This is a genomic window from Bacillus sp. AK031, from assembly GCF_053903065.1.
In genome coordinates, this window is sequence record NZ_CP096424.1 from 1,671,327 (window position 1) to 1,691,162 (window position 19,836).

Here is a 19,836-nt window from a genome sequence, read left to right on the forward strand (position 1 = left end):
GGCGATAAGTGCCGGTTAGAAATTAGATGGACTTCTTTATTATTTATTGGTATTCTAGTAGAGTAAATCTTCAAAAAATATCCTTTTTTCTAATAAATTTGATCTATATAGAGTTGAAGATGTATATTTTTTGCACAGGAGTGAACAAGTATGGAAGTATTTGTGGCAAGGCAGCCCATATTCAATGACAATGAGGAAGCTGTTGCATATGAATTACTGTATAGAAATAACCAGGAAAACATCTTTCCTAATATAGATGGTGATAGAGCGACAGCAGATGTTATTATTAACAGTTTTTTGAATATCGGCATCGATCGCCTATCGGGAGGCAAGCCTTGTTTCATTAACTTCACAGAGACACTGCTGAAACTCAAAGTGCCTACATACTTTCGGCCTCGTGAAATCGTCGTAGAAATCCTGGAAACGGTTGAACCTTCGCCGGAGATAATATCTATCTGCAGGGAATTAAGGAAACTCGGCTACAAAATTGCATTGGATGATTTCGTGTTCGATAAAGAAAATCCCCATTGCAGAGAGCTGATGAAGCAGGCAGATTACATCAAGGTGGATATGCTCACTACCACTCTCGAGAAAAGAGAAGAAATAGAACTGATTGCCAAGCTCCTTGATATTAAGCTGCTTGCTGAAAAAGTAGAGACACGCAAAGATTTTGAAGAGGCAAAGCAAAGGGGATATTCATTCTTTCAGGGCTTCTTTTTCAGTAAACCTATTATCCTGAGCACTTACGATGTCCCGGTTTATTTTCATTCTTATTATGACATCATCCAAAGCCTGGAGATGAATGAACCAAGTATTGAACAGATTTCACAGCTTATTGAACAGGATATCTCCCTGTCTTATAAACTTCTTAAATTGATCAATTCACCTTCCTACAGGCCAAAGCAGAAAATCAGCTCGATACGGCAGGCGATAGTACTGCTTGGTTTAATTGAAATACAAAGATGGATTTATGTTCTCGCAATAAGAGACATGACCGGCACTGCGAATCAGATGTCGGATGAAGTCATTAAACTTTGCCTTACCCGTGCAAAAATGTGTGAATTGATCTCAAATGAAGTGTTTGACGATGAAGTATCCTCCAGTTATTTTCTGACCGGAATGTTTTCGCTGATGGAAGTCATCATCGGGCTGCCGATTGAAAATGTGCTTAAAGATATGCCATTGCAAGATGAGATTTGCGATGCGCTTAAAGGAAAAGCAAACAATATGAAGATTGTCCTCGACCTGGTGATCGCCATTGAAAAGGCTGACTGGGAAAAAGCCAGTCTGGCAGGGGAAAATATTAAGTTGAATCAAAGTGAAATCAACCATTTATATGGTCAGTCATGCCAGTGGGCAGAAGGTCTCCTTCAAGCAGAATACCTTAAAGAGGAAATGCCAGAGGAATAAGGGTTTTATAAATTTTTACAAGAAAGTTCCTGGAAACGGATTTGTCTATCAATCTATTCATAGTCACCAGGCACCAAAAATCTTTTCTGAGGCTTTAGGTATCTTTTTAATTCAAAGGGTAAGAGCCGGCGTAATTCAGGGCTTTCAACTTTTTCGGCAATCATTCTCGGGACGGGAAAAATTCCTACCTCTGTTACCCTTACAAGGAAAGTATCTTCAAGGCAGATTTCTTTTCTGCCTTTTTTTACTTTTACATGGACAATGACTTCTTTTGAATCTATTTCGTCTTCCATTGGAATGACACTTTTTACCTTAAATTGAAATCGAAAATCTTCTGCCATCATCAATTCTCCTTTCTGTGACAGTATTGAAGTTTAATGATAACGTGTTATGGAATGAATTTGTACTGATAATTCTTCGCAGATAGGCTGGAGCATTTCTTTTGCTGAATAAGGTTGATTCAAGCATCTGCCTATTGCGAATTAGGCTTGGTTGTGGCAAGCTAGATGTACCAAGAATATAGATGATTAGGCAGGGTATTTATGATTGCTGTCATATGTTGTAAGCCGTCTGCCTGACTAGATACTCCGTGGAGGGTTTTTTTATGGAATTAAATCTAATCAAATGTCATGGATCAGGAAATGATTTTCTTCTGATCGATGAGATAAGTGAAACATATAATTTCTCTGAAAAGGATCGCCAAAATCTTGCCTTAGTCCTTTGCGACCGAAAAAAAGGCATAGGAGCAGACGGGATCCTGTTCGTTCTAATGAGCGATAGGTGTGACGGGAAGATGAGAGTCTTTAATGCAGATGGATCGGAGGCTTCAATGTGCGGAAACGGCTTAAGATGCGTAGGGCGTTATGTCACTGAATTGACCGGCAAGAGCAACATAACCATAGAGACGATGAAAGCTGATTTAAAGGTATCAAGAGAGCCATCCATCTTTAAAGATATTCCAACATATAAGGTTGAAATTTCTCCAGTCCTGTTCGACCTTAAACACCTGCCTATGAATATAGACAGGAAGACACTGATCGATGAAAAGGTACCGGAAATATCAGATTCATTGCGGTTTTCAGCTGTGGCAGTACCAAATCCTCACTTGATCAGTATTGTAGACAGTGAACATATTATTTCCAATGAGCAGAAGTGTATTTCAGAATCGGTGAACGGACCTAATAATCTGTTTCCAGACGGGGTGAATGTGAGCTTTGTTCAGGCATTGGGTACTGACGGGATTTATGTCAGGACTTTTGAAAGAGGCGTAGGCTTTACTAACGCTTGTGGAACTGCAATGTCTGCTTCAAGCCTTGTTACTTGTCTTTCCGGATTGAATGAGTTCGGGAAAGAAATCGATGTCTACAATAATGGAGGGCAAGTCCGTTGTATCGTTCATAAAAGCGGAGAGGCTTATTCAATGGACCTTATCGGCAATGCTACCTACGTCAGCCGCAGTAAACTTGAACTTGAGGTGAAGGAGCCAGAAAACTACCGGACCTTGGACAGTATGGAATACAAAGAAAAGGCAGCCTATTCAGAGCTTCAAGATCATGCAAAAGAAGTAGTGGAAAAACATGTTTTCTTAAATGCTTGACAAAACAGGATGCCGGTAAGGGAGGACAGACGATCGTTTCATTCGTCTGTTCTTCCTATTTATTTTGGTTGTTTTTGAGAAAGGTAAGAATCTCCTCAAAATTCTGCTGCTTCCTCGCCTCTTCATACCGCGCAAAGGGACAGCCTATGCGTTTCAATCTTTCAAGCACCGCATCAATTGTAAAAGCTTCAGGTCGTAACTCTTCAGTTACTTCATCCCAGTAAAGCGGGGCAGATACCAGTGCGTCTTCATTTGCCCTCATGGAATAAGGGCAAATAATCGTTTTTCCTTCGCCATGTTGGATATAATCGACGTATAATCGATCCCGCCTGTTTTTCTTTAGGCGCTCTGTCGTGAATTCCTCCGGATACTGGTTTGTCAGATAATTTGCTATGAACTCAGTGAATAGATGTGTGTCAGACCAGCTATAGCCTTCACGGATTGGAATGAAGATTTGCAAGCCTTTATTCCCTGAGGTTTTCACAAAGCTCACCAGATTCAGTTGATCGAACAATTTCTTCATTTCAATGGCAGCTTTTACAGCAAGTGAAAAATGGTCTCTTGATGGAGGGTCAAGATCAAAAACGATCTCATTGACAAAGGGAGACCCGGCCAGTTGAAATGGAATATGAAATTCGATTGCGAGTTGGTTGCCCAGCCAAATCAAGGTTTCTAAATTGTCACATACTATGTAGTCAATTCCCTCTTTGTTGACTGTTTTTATAAAAGAGGGAGCATATTCAGGACAGTTTTTTTGATAAAACGATTCACCGAACATACCATGTGGAAGCCTGATAACCGTTAAATATCGTTGTTTCAAAAAGAATAGCAGCCGGGACGAAGCTTTTCTTAAATATCGGATATATTGAAGTTTATTTATTGATGGTGACTTCCATAACGGTTTATCGGGATGAGTGATATCTGCCATTTCCGGCAAAGCAGCTTCATCAAGCATGAATTGTTCCCACGTGCATTCTTCCGGCTTAGTAGAGAATAGAAACTGGTGAAAATGAGGTTCTCTCATTTGCTCTTCGTACCACTCCAAGTAATTGAGCTCAACACACAGGCCAGGATTTACATAGTATTTTCCGTTATCTGTCCTGACCGCATTTTCCATGATGATTTTATTGAGTGCCTGCTTTTCTTCCGGGCTGATTCCAAAAAAGAATGAACCGACTGGCCAGACATCCTTTTCTTTATAAACCCCTACCTCATAATATCCGTTAGAACTGTCGTGAGAGAGGATGAAACAAGAAGCCCTTTTCCAGTTCTTCATTTTACGCCAGACGGGTGTCCTTTTACCTTCTTCCCAGGTGCTGTCTGACGTTTTGGCAATCAACCCTTCGCCGTCATTATCTTTTACATAGGACCATGCTTCATCACTAATCTTAAATCCAGGTATCATTTGAACCCTGGCATCAGCTCCATAGAGGGGATTAATAGGCAGACCGCTTTTTTGGAACAGTGATGTTAATTCCTTTTTTCTTTCCTTATAACGCTTGCCGGTCAAACTGTGACCTGCTGATTGCAAGAGGTCAAATGCGAAAAAACAGCAGGGATTTCGTTCTGCTGCATGCATTATGTTACTTTCATTCTTCATCCTTCCCCTGATTTGAACCCCGCCAAAATTACTTTTGTATTCGTTTTCAAGTAGAACAATTTCACCATCAAGGGTGACAGGAAGCGGCCAAGCCAATTCTGAAGCTATCCGCTCACACTCTTTTTTAATTTCGGGGAATTGAGGGAGCAGATCTTTTCCGTTCCTGCTGATAAGCCTGATTTCATTCTTAGATGCTATTGTTAAAATTCCTCTGAAGCCGTCATACTTAACTTCATATCTCCAGTTCCCATTTTTGGGCATTTCATCGAATAATACAGGGAGCATTGGCTTCAATTCAATCACCACTCAACTTTAGGTTACATATTATCATGTCCAAGTACTTTCAGATGTATTTCCAGAACTTTAATAGGATAGCAGGACTGCCTCTTAAACCAAATTAAGAGTAAAGCCAAATTTAATGGAGGAACCTAATGCACACTATTTGGAAAGGCAGTATCAGCTTCGGGCTTGTAAATATACCGATAAAGCTTCATGCAGCCACCGAAGACAAGGATATCAAATTGCGTTCTCTGCATAAAGAGTGTCATACACCGATTAAATATGAGAAAATCTGTCCTGTTTGCGAAAAGGATTTAGAGTACGAGGATATTGTGAAAGGCTATGAAATTGCAAAAGGGAAGTTTGTAGTCATTGAAGATGAGGAAATAAAAGGGTTAAGGGACAATGACGAAGAAAAAGCTGTCGAGATTGTAGACTTTATTAACATTGAGGAAATTGATCCAATCTACTACAACCGCAGCTACTTTATCTCACCCAATGAAGGCGGAAAAAAAGCCTACAGTTTGTTGAGGAAAGCACTCGTGGAATCAAACAAGGTTGGTATAGCGAAAATTGTGATGCGATCAAAAGAGCAGCTTGCTGTTGTAAGAGTGTATCAAAACACGATGGTGATGGAGACGATTCATTTTCCAGATGAGGTAAGGCTAACCGGCGACGTGCCGAATGTCCCTGCAGAAGATGAAGTCAACCAAAAGGAACTTGACACAGCAGTTATGCTGATCGATCAGTTGTCCACCGGATTCGAACCGGAGAAATATGAAGATGAATACCGAAAAAGGCTGATGGAATTAATTCAATCCAAACAAACGGGGGAAAAGTTTGTTACGCCGAAAGAGAAAGCTCCTGCAGCCAATGTAACCGATTTAATGTCTGCTCTTCAGGCATCGATTGACAAGACTAAGCCGCAAACAGAAAAGAATCAGGCTGCTAAACCACCTGCAGGTAAAATCACAAAGAAAAAACGGACGGCAAAAAAAGTACAAGCACAGTAGTGCCGTCTACAGGAGGGAGAGCGGAGAGAGTATGCACAAAAGAAAAATTGAATGGAAACAATCATTGTTTTTTTTATTAGGACTGGGATTGGTTGTATTTTTAACAGCTGGATTTATCAAAATAGTCGAAGAATGGAAGGAACAGGAGATACACGCCTTTGATTCAGCTGTTTATTCAGCAGTAAACTACTTTACAACCCCTGGTCTAACGGAGTTCATGAGAGGCATCACGTTTTTGGGAGGGGGGGAATGGATATCCATTCTTACCGCAGTAGCGGTGATTCTGTTTATGGCATTTAAGAAATATTCACTGGGACTCTATGTCTTGTGCACAGTTGCATTAGGCGGAGGAGCTAATTGGATGCTGAAAGAATATTTTAAAAGGCAGAGGCCTGATATTGAGGCACTTGTGGAACAGGAGGGGTATAGCTTTCCAAGCGGCCATTCAATGGGTTCCTTTATTTTGTATGGATCATTGGCCTTCGCTGTCTTTAGGGTTTATGATCATACCTGGTCAAAAATTCTTGGTGCCGCAGGGTTAATTCTACTTGTTTTCTTAATTGGTGTCAGCAGAGTTTACCTTGGTGTACATTATCCCAGCGATATTCTGGGAGGATTTTCAGCTGGGGGCGTATGGCTGGCATTTTCAATACTCGTCTATACATTTATCAAGGGAGCGCGGCCATGGAGGAAGATCAGCAGCAACACATAAAAACGGACCGGTTCATCCGGTCCGTTTTTCATTTACTTAAAATAGGTTAAATACATAAGTACCGATACTGGTGATATATAACATGATGTACACACCAATAAAGTAAAAAGCTCCGCCGAATGTACCCCATTCCGGGTTTCGTCCGAACTTCCAAATGGCTGCTGTGACTGCTGTCAGGCCCAATAGCAGAATCCAGCCGCTTCCAGAGAAAGTCAGGTAGGAAGGAGCACTTTGGTAGAAGTAATCATTCATTGCTTTATCCATAAATGTAAATGGCATTACAGCAAATAAGACAATTGACACGTATTCTACCCAGTTGATCTCTTCTTTTTCAAACATGTTCGGTTTTGCCATATACAATACAATCAGTAGTAAAAGAGATGGCAATACCCAATAAAACGAAACCAGGCATGTAACCAGGCTGCTTGCAAGCATAAGTACTGTATTGATGCCGCTTTCTTTCCATGAGCGAGAATTTAATTCTGTACTTGCAGCGATCACTTCCGGTGACTGTGATGCACCGTATAATTCATAAGATCCCCCATCGTAGTTCAGCCACATCAATGAACCTTTGTTTACTTCAACCGGGAAATGCGTGATACCGTCAGTTGTCGTAATGGCTTCAGAAGTAATCTCATTAGTACCGCGTAATTCACCTGTATAGAGGCTTACGGTATTAGCGTCGCCAATCTCTTGTCCTTCTGCAGTGAAGAGAAGAGTAGGAGTTTCTTCTGTATTAATGATTTGAACGTATCGGGATGTTTCAAGCTTTGCACCTGTAGCCTCATTAATAATGGTAACATTTTCAGGCTTTAGTATAGCAGTGCCCAACTGGTCTATTGTTGTTTTAGCCATATGTGTGTGATACGTGAGAACACCTTGAGATCTCATTTGGGTGTCTAGAATGAACGTTATTTCACCATCTTGAACAGTATAAGCTATATTGCCGATTTTATTGTTTTTATTATTGGTGATTTTCATGAATGAATCACCCATTAATTTGCCGTCAGCATTGACATAATATAGGTTAGCATTCATGTCATCTGATTGCTGTGAAATCACATAGCTCCCATCATTTCCGAAGTAAACATTCGAAATTTCAGTTGGAAAGCTGTGAATGTTCGTTGCTTCAAGCGAGGAGGGATTCAGTTGGAAGACTTCTCCTTGCTGCCAGTATACGATTTTTTCTGGACTCGTAGATACTCCAGTCACCTCTTCAGCAATAATTTGTTCGGAATCACCGCCGCTTAATCTCAGCACTCCCTGGCTCAGGGTGATGAATTGTGATCCATCAGTCCAGAAGGGGTAGCCGCGTGGAACAGTAAAAGAAATATCCCCTTCGTTCTTTACATGCAGTCCGTCATTCACAGAAAAGTGATGGACCTTATCTTCTTCGCTGTAATATACATCATTTCCAGTCTGGAAGACGATTGGTTTTTCATCTGTTTCCATTTCAAAAGGAATGGAGCGGCTCCAGTTTTCATTAGGAAGCTCTGTCATTCTCTGCAGTTGCTGAAAAAACAGTATGCCAATAAGCACTAAAATTATTGTGACCGGCAGTCCAAAAGCTTTTAATTTCTCCTTCATAAGTTACCCCCAATATTTTTTCTATTTATCTAATTTTGAATTTTACCACAATTTCCCGTTTTGGAGAATATTTATTTTTCTTCATCAATTTAAGAGCTGGCAGCGATGGGTATTTCAATAGTTTTTCAAAATAAAGGCATAACCTTTCAATAATCAAAAAAAGAAAGTTGTTTATTTTATTGACAGAAGGAGATAAATCACATACAATGAAATTGAAAATCATTCTCATTAATGTGACGAAGAGCCCCCCTCTTTAGAGAATGAGATGTAAGATATAAAAGAAAGAAAGCGAGAGACTCCCGCTTTCTTTTTTTGTATAAGGAATTATAATAGCTTGCTCATCCACATTTCATCTATGAACTGTCCTTGGTGTTTCATCGCCTTTTTTTCAACAGCGAACGGCATATAGCCTGCTTTTTCATAAAGATTGACTGCAGAACTGTTCGTTGTAACGACAGTAAGTTGAAGAATTTCAACTTTTGATTCCTTAGCAGATTGCTCCGCTTTATTTAATAGCATGTGACCAATTCCCTTTTTTCTAAAGGAGGGCGTAACATACATCGCTACAATGGAAGCTTTATGTTTCATTTTTTCATGACGGTTAAATAAAATGGTAACATTCCCGGCAAGCCTCACATCTGAAAATACTCCATAGGTAATACTGCCGCTTGATTCAAGGTTTGACCTTACCCCTTGAAGCGGATCCTGTCTTGCAATAGATTCTTCATATGTAGTGGCAAATGCTTCCCCATCATTTTTTAGGGCTTCCAGCCGAAGCTCCCAATAAGCCTCCGCATCTTCCGCAATCAGCGAACGAATTTCCATACAAACCCACCTCCTGTAATTTGTAGAGTATTATAACGGAAACTGAACAGGGCCGCTATAGTTTTTAATCATTATCTTTATGAAAAGGTTTTTTTCTAATAGGGATTGGAATAATGAACGGACAAGAGCGAAAACTATGATAGAAAGGAGGAGATCATATTGACCAAAAGAAACAGAAAGACAAAGTCGGGGTTGCAATCAGCGAAATCATTGACTTCTGAAGAATTTTCTAAAGAACTCTCAGCTGGCGGAGGAAATCCAAAAGCTGAAAAGACGAAGCCAAACACTTAAAACCGGGACATGAACCCGGTTTTTTTTTTGGGTAAAAAAACATGAAAGTTTGTGAGTTAGAAAATAGATGATGGTTCTGAATCAACCTCCTGCGCCCGGCGAACGTACCCGCTGGAATGGACCCAGCCCTCTCGTTACTCTCAGTAGAGCACAGCAGGGATAATAAAGTTAATGTCGAATTATCCTTGAGAGGTGAAGAAAATGAAGATAGTACAATATGATAAAGTTCAAAAATTTAACGATGCAGTTCGTCCTTTATTATTGCAGGAAGAAGCAGAAAATAACTTGCCGCTTGGATTGCTTGATCAAATAATGGAAGGGCGTTATAAAGATCCATTCTTGGCTGTAATGGAAGAAGATGGAGTTGTCCATGCAGTCTTTGTCCGTACCCCCCCTCATTACCTGATTGCCACCGTTCTTTCAGAAGACAAGACGGAAGAAGTCGCCGAGGTGCTATGGAACTACAGTAACGAAAAGGGACTTGAGCTGCCAGGTTTTATTGGCAACAAAATAACGACAGTAAAACTTGCGGAGGTTTGGAGTGAGAAGACAGAGAAGCCTTATCAGGTTCATATGAGACAAAGGATTTACCAACTTGAAGAGGTGAAGGATATTGAAATCAGCGAGGGGGAGATGTCTTTAGCAGGTGAAGATGACATAGATCTTGTTAAGGACTGGCTCCTTGGTTTCATAGAGGATACTCCTGAAAAGCCAATACCGGGGGAAGATGCCCGGAAACGAGCGGAGGAAATGATTGCAGACCAATCAGTCTTTCTCTGGAAAGTGAACAATGTACCCGTCTCCATGGCGCGGAGAGCAAGAAGGACAGATAATGGAATTACCGTGAATTTTGTGTATACACCGAAGGAAGAGCGCAGAAAAGGGTATGGCAGATCCGTGGTTGCCACGCTGAGCAAAATGCTTTTGAAAACGAATCAATTTTGTACATTGTATACGGATCTTGATAATCCGACATCTAATAAAATATATATGGAAATCGGCTACGTGCCTGTATGCGATTCCATGATGATTAATATAACCTAACCAGGACGCTCCTTATAATCATGAATGGAGGACTTTTAAGTTGTTTTGCAGAAATGCTTGCAAAAAGATTCTGACTTATCATATGATAGAAAATAATAAACATATGCGTTGACGAGAAGAGTAAATCAATGTGGAACCTTAACAGAGAGCTTCGGTTGCTGAAAAGAAGCAAGGGGAAAGTTGGTTGAATATGGTCTCCGAGCATTTCCATTCGAACCGATTGGTGTAGGGTGGAACGGGCTTTGGCATCCGTTACCCATGTCACAGTATAAGAATGATGTTATTTTTCATTCCGTACTTGATGAGGCTGGAGGCGCGAGCCCTCAGTAAACTAAGGTGGTACCGCGAGCTGAACCCCTCGTCCTTAGATGTCTATGCATCTATGGACGGGGGGTTTTTGTGTGTTTATACCATTTTAGGAGGAGATTTTTATGAGTGTTTTTATTGGAGGAGCTTGGCCATATGCCAATGGTTCATTGCATATAGGGCATCTGGCAGCACTTTTGCCGGGTGACATATTGGCGAGATACTACCGGTTGAAAGGCGAGGATGTCCTTTATATGTCAGGGAGCGATTGTAACGGCACACCGATTGAAATCAGGGCAAATAGAGATGGTATAAAAATCAAAGATATCGCTGATCGCTACCATCAGGAATTTCATGAGAGCTTTCAAAAGCTGGGTTTCACTTTTGACCATTTTGGAAGAACAGATTCGGAAATTCATCATAGGGAGGTTCAGAAAATTTTCAATAAGTTACTGGACAATGGGTACCTTTATGAAAAGAGAACCGAAGAGACATTTTGTTTAGAGTGTGACCGGTTTCTGCCAGACAGGTTTGTCGAAGGAAATTGTCCTGAATGTGGTGAAGGGGCAAGGGGAGATCAATGTGATGAATGCGGCAGTATCCTGAATCCGGCAGACTTAAGGGAAAGGAGCTGTAAACTTTGCGGAACCGCTCCAGTACTGAAGCAGACATTACATTTATATTTGAAGTTATCGGACCTGCAGGCTGAACTAGCAGAATATCTCGATGCCCATCGGGATAAATGGAGTGAAAATGCGATTCAATTAACAGAGAGATATTTAAGAGAAGGGCTGAGGGACAGGGCGGCTACAAGAGATATTGGATCAGGGGTGGATGTCCCGCTTGAAGGTTTCAGTCATAAAAAGATTTATGTATGGATCGAAGCGGTATGCGGATATTTGACAGGCAGTATGGCTAGGACTGGAATCAATGAATTACATGGGGGAAAATTCTGGGCTGGGAATGCCACTTCTTATTATGTTCATGGGAAGGACAATATCCCTTTCCATACAATAATATGGCCAGCCATCTTAAAGGGAATTGGAATAGAAAAACTTCCGGAAAGAGTTATTTCGAGCGAATATCTAACGCTGGAAAAAAGGAAAATCTCAACCAGCAGAAATTGGGCTGTCTGGCTCCCGGATATCCTGAAAAACTATCACCCAGACACCTTGCGATATTATTGCAGTGTAAACAACCCTGATAAAAAGGATACAGATTTTTCATGGAGAGAGTTTATATACAAACATAATACCGAGTTATTGGGCGGACTAGGGAACTATATCAGAAGAACAGCAGAGTTTTACCGGAAAGAATTTGGAGAAGGAGCGATAGTGAAAAAAATTGATCCCGTGGTAAAGGCAAAATTGGAAGACGCGTTTCTCGAGACTGGAGAACTTTTAGAAAAAGGGGAATGCAGAAAAGCAGCGAGGACAGCATTTGAGGTTGTACGTTGGAGCAATAAATATTTTGACAGTCAAGAGCCATGGCGGGTAATCAAACAGAGTCGAACCGAGGGAAGGATTATTCTTGAAACTTGCTTGTACATTGGAGCCAACTTGGCAACGCTGCTATCACCCTTTATCCCTTTTACAGCAGGAAAAATCAGAGAAGTTTTTCACCTGAAAGGAGAGCCATCCTGGAGCATTTGCGAGCTCCCCGTCAAAATGAATATCAGTCAGGCTGAGCCATTATTTACTCGTATACCGACGGAAAATATTGAAATAGAAAGAGCGAAACTTGGGTAAAAATGAGATATCCACTAAAAAGGGGTGAGGTTATTGAAGATTGTCGTGATAAGTGACACCCATATGCCCAAAAGAGGTCAGGAGCTTCCTCCAAGGCTGATAAAGGAATTGAAAAAAGCTGATTTGATCATTCATGGAGGAGACTGGGACACAATGGACGTTTATCATATGCTGAAGCAATATGGAAAGGTCGAAGGGGTACATGGGAATACAGACAGCGAAGAGATTTGCAGCCTGTTTCCGGAGAGGCTGATCCTCCATTTAAATGGGTATAAATTAGGGGTGGTCCATGGCCATGGAATAGGGAAAACGACTGAAAAGAGAGTTATGGATGCTTTTGAGGAAAAGCCGGATATCATCATCTTCGGACATTCACATATCCCGTTTTTGAGGTATACAAAAGGAGTGCTTTTATTCAATCCGGGATCAGCCACTGATAAACGAAAAATGCCTAGTTATTCTTTCGGCATCATCGAGATTGAAAACGAATTAAAGGCTCAACACGTTTTTTATAATGATAAGAAAAACGAATGAATTACTTACTGGAAGGGCGAAGGGCATCATTCAGGCAAGAAATGAGAAATGAAGTCCCTGGCAGTGTGAACGAAGGACATCATTTGGTAAGGAAGGAAGAATTGATGTCCTCGGCAGTGCAATTGGATGACATCAGCATAACCAAGAAAAAAAACGCCTGAACATCTAAAATGAGGTTCAGGCGTTGCTATTATAATTCTTTGAAATTAAAATAATCCTGGATCTGATAAGAAACAAAACCGGTACCTTCATATAACCTGAGAGCATTAGCGTTTTTGGCGGCAACCTCCAGAAAGATTTCCTTTCCTGCTTTGCTTTCTTGTATGACAATGTTCTCTAACACTTTTCGGCCAATACCTTTCCCTTGTTGAGAAGGGTGTACGGCAAATCCGTAAATATAACTTCTTCCGGCTTCGCTCTGGACATGTATTTTACCGACTTTCTTCCCTTCATGTACAATGATAAAGCTTGAGCTGTCCTTATCCTCGTTGACCATTTCTATAAAGTCCAGTGAATCATTGCGCTCAACGTTAAAACATAAATAATCCAGGTCCATTATCAATTCTCTGTCTTCAGGCCCGGAAATTATAAGTTGAACATCCGCATTCTTTTCACCTATATCCTTTGTCTGCCATTTCATTTGGTATTCAGAGAAGGAGTATTCAGCGGAAAGGGTGGCTATCAATTCCTTTCCTGCCTTGGATGCTTCGGGTGTATTGATGAGCAACTTTTTTACTCCGCGTTCTTTCAAGGAAAGGACAGCATCATTAAAGAGTCCTTTGAAAATTCCTTTTTGCCGGAACTCTGGGTGCACCATTCCGCAAAGCTCATAACTGGATCCGAATCCATAAAGCCCTAAAAAACCTATTAATTCTCCATCTTTATAGTCTAGAAAATCATCCAGGTCCGTTTGCCTGGAGCGGAGCATATCCCCATTCAACTTCAATTGGCATTTATCATACTTTTCGCATGTTGCTTGCAGTCTCTCAATATCTTTTAATTGCTGGTCATTAAGCATATTAAGGTTCCTCCAGGATTAATAGAATCTAAGGACTATTATATGATGAAATTTCATAAAAAGGAGAATATTTGAAAATGTTTTTCTCATAGAAAAATTTTAAAAGTAATATCTATCCTTTTCGCTGGATGCGTTCAATAACATCCTGCAAGTCATCAGGCCTTAGGAACTCGATGGGAGATGCCCCTTTTTCAAACTGAACAGAATCTCCTTCTATCAACAGCATATACCGCCCGTTCACTTTTGCCATATGAATCGATTCGCCGAAGTCGGAAAGCATGGCTTTTACATCAATATGGTCGAGCTTCATTTTAAGTTCCACTTCAGGGGACTGCTCAACTATTTGTGAAGTCGCTTCCACCACCTGCTCTGTCGTAAAGCGTTCCTGCAATTCCCGTTTTGGGCTGACTGACCAGGTTTCCATGGCCGTCTCAAATTCTGTACGTTCTTCACTTTCGGGTTCGTAGGATTCTTCAATATGCTCCTGAACCATGCCCATCACCTGGCTGCGGACAATTTCAGGCATGGATTTTTCATACTCTACGAATTTTAAAAAGTCCTCAAAGTATCTTGCGTGTGAGGCCTGGTGAATCTTCAGCTCCGCTTCATCCATCATCCCTTCTTCCGGCATGAAAGGGTACTGGATTGATTTCATGTTTTTCGTCGTGATAGCCATCTCTACATTATGGATCAGGGTGGCTTCGTCGGTTATACGGGCAACTTTCGGTTCGAAATCGCATTTCATCAGAAACAAAAACGGATCATCAAAATATTTTCGAAGTTTTGCTAATGCCACAATGAAAACGCCGCCTCTGACTGCACTTGTTTCAACATACGCATTAACGAACTGTAGAGAAGCTTCTTTGAAAGCATCAATCGATTCAGGGTGGCGAGCCCTGTGAAAAAGGTTATAGTTTGGGTTTGAATCAAGTTCATGTCCAGGTTCGACAATGAACCTTCCGATTTTCGTTGGTGCTCCTTCAGACTTGCTGTGCCTGTCCACTTTCCGTTTGGCAATCTTCGTTAGCTCGCCGTCCAAGAAGTCTTTTAGGGGATTGTTTTCATAGCCTTGTTCATCAAGTGTTTGAAAGTGCTTGTATCTTTTATCCACACTCTCGCCTTTACCTTCAACTTCTACGACATAGAAGGATAAATAGTTAATTTCAAAGTCCATTGTTTTCATCCTGTTCTTGTAGATTTGCTTTAATCAGTATAGAGAAGTGATATGGTTTCGTCAACGAGGCTGTTTAAATGCCTGCTGAATGGGAGCTCTACCATTTAATCACTATTTTTATTGGTGTTTTGGTAGCTGATTGACCATTTCCAAATAATAGTTTCCGATAATCAGGGTTTGGGTAAAAGTAATATTGACACCGAAAGATAAAAGAAAAGAGGATGTGTGAATCATTGAACCAATCATGAATTTCTTGGTCGGAATGGGTATCTGGGGACTGATAATCGGCGTTTTCATAGAAGCGGTTTCGCTGCCGTTTCCTGCAGCCTTGTTCATATTGATCTATGGCTATATAATGAGGCCGGATTTCTTTGAGATAATCTTTTACGGAGTCGCAGTTAGTTTGCTGTACGTGCTGGTCAGTTACATACCTTACTGGCTCAGCTTAAAATATGAGAGCAGTATGAGGAAAAAGTTATCAAAACGGAAACAGGATAAATTCGACCGCTGGAATGATCGATTCGGCGATTGGACGATTACTTTAGGAAGAATGCTCGGCATGGGCTATATCGCATATCTTGGAGGCTTTTGCAATATACGGCCAGCGAGATATGGGTTTCTTACCTTCATAGGGATACTGCCGGTATCTATCTTGATGTTCTATTTGGGCAGTATAGGCAACCTCAAGGTCTTAACAGAAAGTTTCAAAAATGCCCAATGGGTTATTAATGGAGTGCTGCTCACCACCATCAGCAGCTATCTTATCTATAAAGTTCTCCGACGAAGAGCACTATTCACTAAACAAAAAGACAATGCCTAAAAGGACCATGTGCCGAAAAGGAAATGGTCTTTTATTACGTTAAAGCGCTAAGAGGGACTGTCCCTCTTAGTGCTTTAACGTGTAAAAGGGTGAATACCAGTGTTGTTAACGATTTAAGAGAAAGATATAATAGAACTATGTTATTTATTGGAATATGCCAATGTTAGGGACGATGTTATGGATAAATATGAGTTATTGAAGGATAAAACTGACAAATTAGAGAGGGAAGTAGAGTTATATCGAAATCTCATCAAGAAGCTTCCCTTCAGCTTCTCCTACAGTGACCCTGCCACTGGAGAGCAGATTGTCAAGGATGGTGAAGTAACTTCCTATATAGAGCAGAGTAATGTGAAAGAAAGAGAACTTATGATTACTTCCGATATTGAGATTTCTTTTGAACAAATGGAGCGTTTCTTAATGCCGATTTTCGACTTTGTTCATCACCATATCGTTATAATCAATAATGAAGGAATTATCACACTATGCAATATTCAAGCAGCAAAAGATCTTGGAGTTAATAGAGATGAAGTAATCGGAAGTCATATCAGGGATTTGCTTGGCTTACCGGATGCAAAGATTAACCTGCTTGAAACACTTAAAACAGAGAAGCCGATCGTTAACCGGGAAGTACTGGATAAAAACTATGGAATCAATAATACTCAGATTATCAGGGATAAGAAAGGTGAATTGTTAAGGGTAATAGGAACTTTCCAATTTTTAAACGGTGTTAAAGAAGCGGAAAAGAGAGGGCTTGCCGGGAGAATTGCAGCAGGCATCGCACATGAGATAAGAAATCCGCTGACGACGGTCAGGGGCTACCTGCAACTGCTTCATACCAGGACAGACACGGAGACCAGTTCATTGATTAAAGGCTTATTAATTCCCGAAATAGACAGAGCGAACAAAATCATTACGGACTTCCTGAGGATTGCGAAGCCATCTGAAACAAAATCAGAAAAACTTGAAATTGACGCATTCATGAAGGAATATATAGGGAAATTTCTCAACAGTGAAGCCTTGCTCCATAATGTTGCTTTCTCTTATAGTGTAGCGGATAGCGCTAAAGGGATATCTATTAATGGAAATAAAGAAGAGTTTCTACAAGTATTTATTAATCTCTTCAGCAATTCTTTTCAAGCAAAACCTGATTCTCTGGAAATCTCTATTAATATTGAAAAAATTGGACCAGTTATCAAGATAAGTTTTCAGGATAACGGACCGGGCATCAAACCATCGATGCTTCCTCATGTATTCGATCCTTTCTTTACGACAAAAGACGAAGGAACAGGTTTGGGACTTTCAGTGAGCAAGAAAATCATGGAGAATCATGGTGGAGATCTTACCGTCGAAAGTAATGAAAATGGAACAGTTTTCACCATGACACTTCCGGTAATTTAAAAAACAGCATTTGAAAAAAGCTTGTCAAAAGGTGTTGCACGTGCTATATTAATTAAGCGATGAGCTAAATTGTGTAAGCCGACAGACAAGCTTTCTAAGCTAAACGTGCGATGTGGCGCACGGTCTCTCGCCTCAATACGCATCAAAGGCGCCTGTTTTCGGACAGGCGCCTTTTTGTTTTGCATATATAACTAAGAATTGCCCAATACATATAAAGATGTTAGAATTTATTTATCAACATATGAACATTTGCTCATATACTAAAACAAACGACAGAAAGAGTTGAGAACTTGTGCAAAAAGGCAGGCATGAATTTTTGACAGATGAAACAGTCTACGAAGTATCGAGGACCTTTAAGGCGCTTTCCGACCCAACAAGGGTAAGGATATTGTATTTACTAACCCAGGAAGAATGTTCAGTCGGCCATATCGCTGAGGTGCTAAATCTTTCCCAGTCAGCGGTTTCTCACCAATTGTCCTTTTTAAAAAATCAAAGACTGGTTAAGGCAAGAAGGGAAGGTCAGTCCTTTTTCTACAGTTATGATGACAATCATGTCATTGAAATCCTCAAGCAGGTCATTAATCACTCACTTCATGATTAGGAGGGATTGTTATGCATCATCACCATGTTCATGGACATGATCATCATGGCCATGAACATTCCAGGGAAGGCAATAAAAAAGGTCTGTTGGTTGCACTAATTATCACCACGGGCATTATGCTTCTTGAGTTCTTTGGCGGTCTTATTACAAACAGCCTGGCATTGCTATCAGACTCCGGCCATATGCTAAGTGATGCTGCTTCATTGGCACTAAGCCTGGTGGCCATGTGGTTTGCGGGCAGGGCAGCCACTTCATCCAAAACCTATGGCTTCTACAGGTTTGAAATTCTTGCAGCATTGTTAAATGGGATCACGCTCTTTTTAATCGCAGGTTTTATTGTATACGAAGCTTTCGAGCGTTTGTTTGACCCGCCAGCGGTAGCAAGCGGAACCATGATGCTCATTGCTTTTATCGGATTGCTGGCTAATCTTCTGAGTGCCTGGGCATTGATCAAAAAAGGGGATATAAAGGATAACGTCAACCTGCGCAGTGCCTACTTGCATATACTCGGCGATGCTTTAGGGTCGGTTGGTGCCATTCTTGCAGGAGCTATTATGCTTTTTTTTGACTGGTACTGGGCGGATCCGATTATCAGTGTAGTTGTTGCCCTATTGATTTTGAAGAGTGCCTGGGGGATAATTTCTCATACTGTACACATTTTAATGGAAGGTACTCCTGCCGGGATTGACGGTGATAGCGTAAGAAAATCATTGGAAGAGCTCAACGGGGTAATAAATGTTCATGATCTTCACATCTGGACGATCACATCCGGAATGAATTCGCTGAGCTGTCATATAGTAATTAGAGATGAAGAAGATGACCAGGCTGTTCTGCAGCAGGCCATTAACATGATAGGTGAAAAGTTTCATATCACCCATACAACAATACAAGTTGAACGGTCGGAACTGATACATGAAGAAGCACATGATTAAGAAAAAATCCCCGTCCCGCCATTCGGGAGGGGATTTCCCTATATTGTTTCATTGAGGGATTTGAGCCTTTCTGTAATTCTTCTTTTTCGGTAGAGCATCGTCCCTGCTTCAGCAATATCACTGATCATTGCCCTGTTTGTAAAAGCACCGAATAGCATTCCTGCTACAGGAACCAGCTGAAATAATTTTTTCCATCCGAATTGGTCCCTGTAGGTGTACACTACTTCACGCCAGCCCTGAATCTGAGCCATGACTTCATTGGATGAAACTTCTCCTTCATAATAGGCGGAAAGGTTATCCAGAATGGCTTTTTTGCCCACGATATCCGCAGAAGCAAATTGCAGGCATTTGATGATAAAAACTCTTTCCTCTTTTTTATCCGGGTTATAGCCATGGATTAAGGCGATTTCCTGAAGTGTTTTCAAAGAGATTCCCAGCAATGCAGGTATGTCAATAGTCAATGTGAAGAGCCCGCCGATTCCTGTCGTTGCTCCTTGAACGGCAGCCGCTTTTCTTCTGCTGCTTGCCAGATTCCTGCTTAACTCATTCATCTGTTCCAAGCTGATGTCACCTATATCTTCAATACCATGTATCGGGAGGCCTGTCTTTTTTTCAATCAAATTAAACATTTGTTTATTGGAGGTTAGATATTTCCCTCCATTTTGGATATAACTTCCCATTTCATCCAGTAAGGCACCCAACTTTTTATGAACAAATTCAGGTGTGATTTTATCCAGTATTTTGAAAGGAAGCCTTGTCCATTTTTCCCAAAACCAAACCTTTTTCTGATCTTCAATCCATATGTTTGTTTCCTTGAGGGCGGTCTGTAATTCATCTCTATTTTCCAATGTTGTTCATCCTTCCTTTGGAAGTTAGTATCTTATCAAAAAATATCTCTTTCTATAATATGATAACCGCTGCAATTAACCAAGAAACAGCTTTGCTGA

General features: G+C 40.8%; 20 protein-coding genes and 1 other annotated feature. Of the genes, 13 read left to right on the top strand and 7 right to left on the bottom strand.

All coding sequences use genetic code 11. From position 1 onward, the window contains the following. The first annotated feature begins 150 nt into the window (after positions 1 to 150). Complete coding sequence (locus M1E09_RS08415) at positions 151 to 1,410, top strand: EAL and HDOD domain-containing protein (protein WP_456274386.1); 1,260 nt, start codon at positions 151 to 153, stop codon at positions 1,408 to 1,410. Between the two features lie 53 nt (positions 1,411 to 1,463). On the opposite strand, the gene M1E09_RS08420 is transcribed toward M1E09_RS08415, so the two are convergent. Next, positions 1,464 to 1,754 carry a hypothetical protein gene (locus tag M1E09_RS08420; RefSeq protein WP_456274387.1) on the bottom strand — a complete coding sequence of 97 codons (291 nt, stop codon included), beginning with the start codon at positions 1,752 to 1,754 and terminating at the stop codon, positions 1,464 to 1,466. A 260-nt stretch (positions 1,755 to 2,014) separates the two neighbouring features. Between M1E09_RS08420 and dapF the strand changes: the two genes are divergently transcribed. Next, positions 2,015 to 3,007: a diaminopimelate epimerase gene (dapF, locus tag M1E09_RS08425; protein WP_456274388.1), complete on the top strand. Its 993-nt coding sequence runs from the start codon at positions 2,015 to 2,017 to the stop codon at positions 3,005 to 3,007. 55 nt (positions 3,008 to 3,062) lie between these two features. Here the strand turns inward: dapF and M1E09_RS08430 are convergent, their stop codons facing one another. Then, entirely contained in the window at positions 3,063 to 4,892 is a 1,830-nt protein-coding gene (locus M1E09_RS08430) for a DNA ligase D (protein ID WP_456274945.1), read from the bottom strand. A gap of 146 nt (positions 4,893 to 5,038) precedes the next feature. Between M1E09_RS08430 and ku the strand changes: the two genes are divergently transcribed. After that, positions 5,039 to 5,899 (top strand): non-homologous end joining protein Ku, encoded by an 861-nt coding sequence (gene ku, locus M1E09_RS08435; RefSeq protein WP_456274389.1) that lies wholly within the window; start codon positions 5,039 to 5,041, stop codon positions 5,897 to 5,899. A gap of 31 nt (positions 5,900 to 5,930) precedes the next feature. Continuing rightward, a complete protein-coding gene (locus M1E09_RS08440) occupies positions 5,931 to 6,611 on the top strand; it encodes a phosphatase PAP2 family protein (RefSeq protein WP_456274390.1) in 681 nt (226 codons plus the stop codon). Between the two features lie 36 nt (positions 6,612 to 6,647). On the opposite strand, the gene M1E09_RS08445 is transcribed toward M1E09_RS08440, so the two are convergent. Both M1E09_RS08445 and M1E09_RS08450 read right to left on the bottom strand, forming a co-directional pair. Continuing rightward, positions 6,648 to 8,198 (bottom strand): hypothetical protein, encoded by a 1,551-nt coding sequence (locus M1E09_RS08445; protein ID WP_456274391.1) that lies wholly within the window; start codon positions 8,196 to 8,198, stop codon positions 6,648 to 6,650. Between the two features lie 324 nt (positions 8,199 to 8,522). Continuing rightward, positions 8,523 to 9,023, bottom strand: coding sequence for an N-acetyltransferase family protein (locus tag M1E09_RS08450; protein WP_456274392.1), 501 nt, complete (start codon positions 9,021 to 9,023; stop codon positions 8,523 to 8,525). A 159-nt stretch (positions 9,024 to 9,182) separates the two neighbouring features. Between M1E09_RS08450 and M1E09_RS08455 the strand changes: the two genes are divergently transcribed. The 5 genes from M1E09_RS08455 (at position 9,183) to M1E09_RS08475 (ending at position 13,107) form a co-directional block, all read left to right on the top strand. Then, positions 9,183 to 9,314: a hypothetical protein gene (locus tag M1E09_RS08455; RefSeq protein WP_456274393.1), complete on the top strand. Its 132-nt coding sequence runs from the start codon at positions 9,183 to 9,185 to the stop codon at positions 9,312 to 9,314. A 201-nt stretch (positions 9,315 to 9,515) separates the two neighbouring features. After that, positions 9,516 to 10,358 carry a GNAT family N-acetyltransferase gene (locus M1E09_RS08460; protein ID WP_456274394.1) on the top strand — a complete coding sequence of 281 codons (843 nt, stop codon included), beginning with the start codon at positions 9,516 to 9,518 and terminating at the stop codon, positions 10,356 to 10,358. A 99-nt stretch (positions 10,359 to 10,457) separates the two neighbouring features. Continuing rightward, positions 10,458 to 10,727: a binding site (T-box leader), on the top strand. A 62-nt stretch (positions 10,728 to 10,789) separates the two neighbouring features. Then, positions 10,790 to 12,412, top strand: coding sequence for a methionine--tRNA ligase (gene metG, locus M1E09_RS08465; protein WP_456274395.1), 1,623 nt, complete (start codon positions 10,790 to 10,792; stop codon positions 12,410 to 12,412). A 24-nt stretch (positions 12,413 to 12,436) separates the two neighbouring features. After that, entirely contained in the window at positions 12,437 to 12,946 is a 510-nt protein-coding gene (locus M1E09_RS08470; RefSeq protein WP_456274396.1) for a metallophosphoesterase family protein, read from the top strand. Next, positions 12,943 to 13,107 (top strand): hypothetical protein, encoded by a 165-nt coding sequence (locus M1E09_RS08475; RefSeq protein ID WP_456274397.1) that lies wholly within the window; start codon positions 12,943 to 12,945, stop codon positions 13,105 to 13,107. The genes M1E09_RS08470 and M1E09_RS08475 overlap by 4 nt, the downstream gene beginning before the upstream one ends. A 29-nt stretch (positions 13,108 to 13,136) precedes the next feature. Here the strand turns inward: M1E09_RS08475 and M1E09_RS08480 are convergent, their stop codons facing one another. Further along, on the bottom strand, positions 13,137 to 13,964 hold the full coding sequence (locus tag M1E09_RS08480; protein WP_456274398.1) for a GNAT family N-acetyltransferase: 828 nt from the start codon (positions 13,962 to 13,964) through the stop codon (positions 13,137 to 13,139). Positions 13,965 to 14,076: 112 nt separating this feature from the next. Next, on the bottom strand, positions 14,077 to 15,138 hold the full coding sequence (locus M1E09_RS08485) for a DUF3900 domain-containing protein (RefSeq protein WP_456274399.1): 1,062 nt from the start codon (positions 15,136 to 15,138) through the stop codon (positions 14,077 to 14,079). Positions 15,139 to 15,382: 244 nt separating this feature from the next. Here M1E09_RS08485 and M1E09_RS08490 point away from each other — a divergent pair, with 244 nt between their 5' ends. The 4 genes from M1E09_RS08490 to M1E09_RS08505 all read left to right on the top strand — a co-directional run bounded on the left by M1E09_RS08490 (position 15,383) and on the right by M1E09_RS08505 (position 18,889). After that, on the top strand, positions 15,383 to 15,958 hold the full coding sequence (locus M1E09_RS08490; protein ID WP_456274400.1) for a DedA family protein: 576 nt from the start codon (positions 15,383 to 15,385) through the stop codon (positions 15,956 to 15,958). A gap of 177 nt (positions 15,959 to 16,135) precedes the next feature. After that, positions 16,136 to 17,356, top strand: coding sequence for a two-component system sensor histidine kinase NtrB (locus tag M1E09_RS08495; protein ID WP_456274401.1), 1,221 nt, complete (start codon positions 16,136 to 16,138; stop codon positions 17,354 to 17,356). 292 nt (positions 17,357 to 17,648) lie between these two features. Continuing rightward, a complete protein-coding gene (locus tag M1E09_RS08500) occupies positions 17,649 to 17,957 on the top strand; it encodes an ArsR/SmtB family transcription factor (protein WP_456274402.1) in 309 nt (102 codons plus the stop codon). Positions 17,958 to 17,968: 11 nt separating this feature from the next. Beyond that, positions 17,969 to 18,889 (top strand): cation diffusion facilitator family transporter, encoded by a 921-nt coding sequence (locus M1E09_RS08505; protein WP_456274403.1) that lies wholly within the window; start codon positions 17,969 to 17,971, stop codon positions 18,887 to 18,889. Between the two features lie 38 nt (positions 18,890 to 18,927). On the opposite strand, the gene M1E09_RS08510 is transcribed toward M1E09_RS08505, so the two are convergent. Further along, the gene (locus M1E09_RS08510; RefSeq protein WP_456274404.1) at positions 18,928 to 19,737 is read right to left on the bottom strand and encodes an EcsC family protein; all 810 of its coding nucleotides are present in this window, start codon (positions 19,735 to 19,737) and stop codon (positions 18,928 to 18,930) included. Positions 19,738 to 19,836 lie beyond the last annotated feature (99 nt).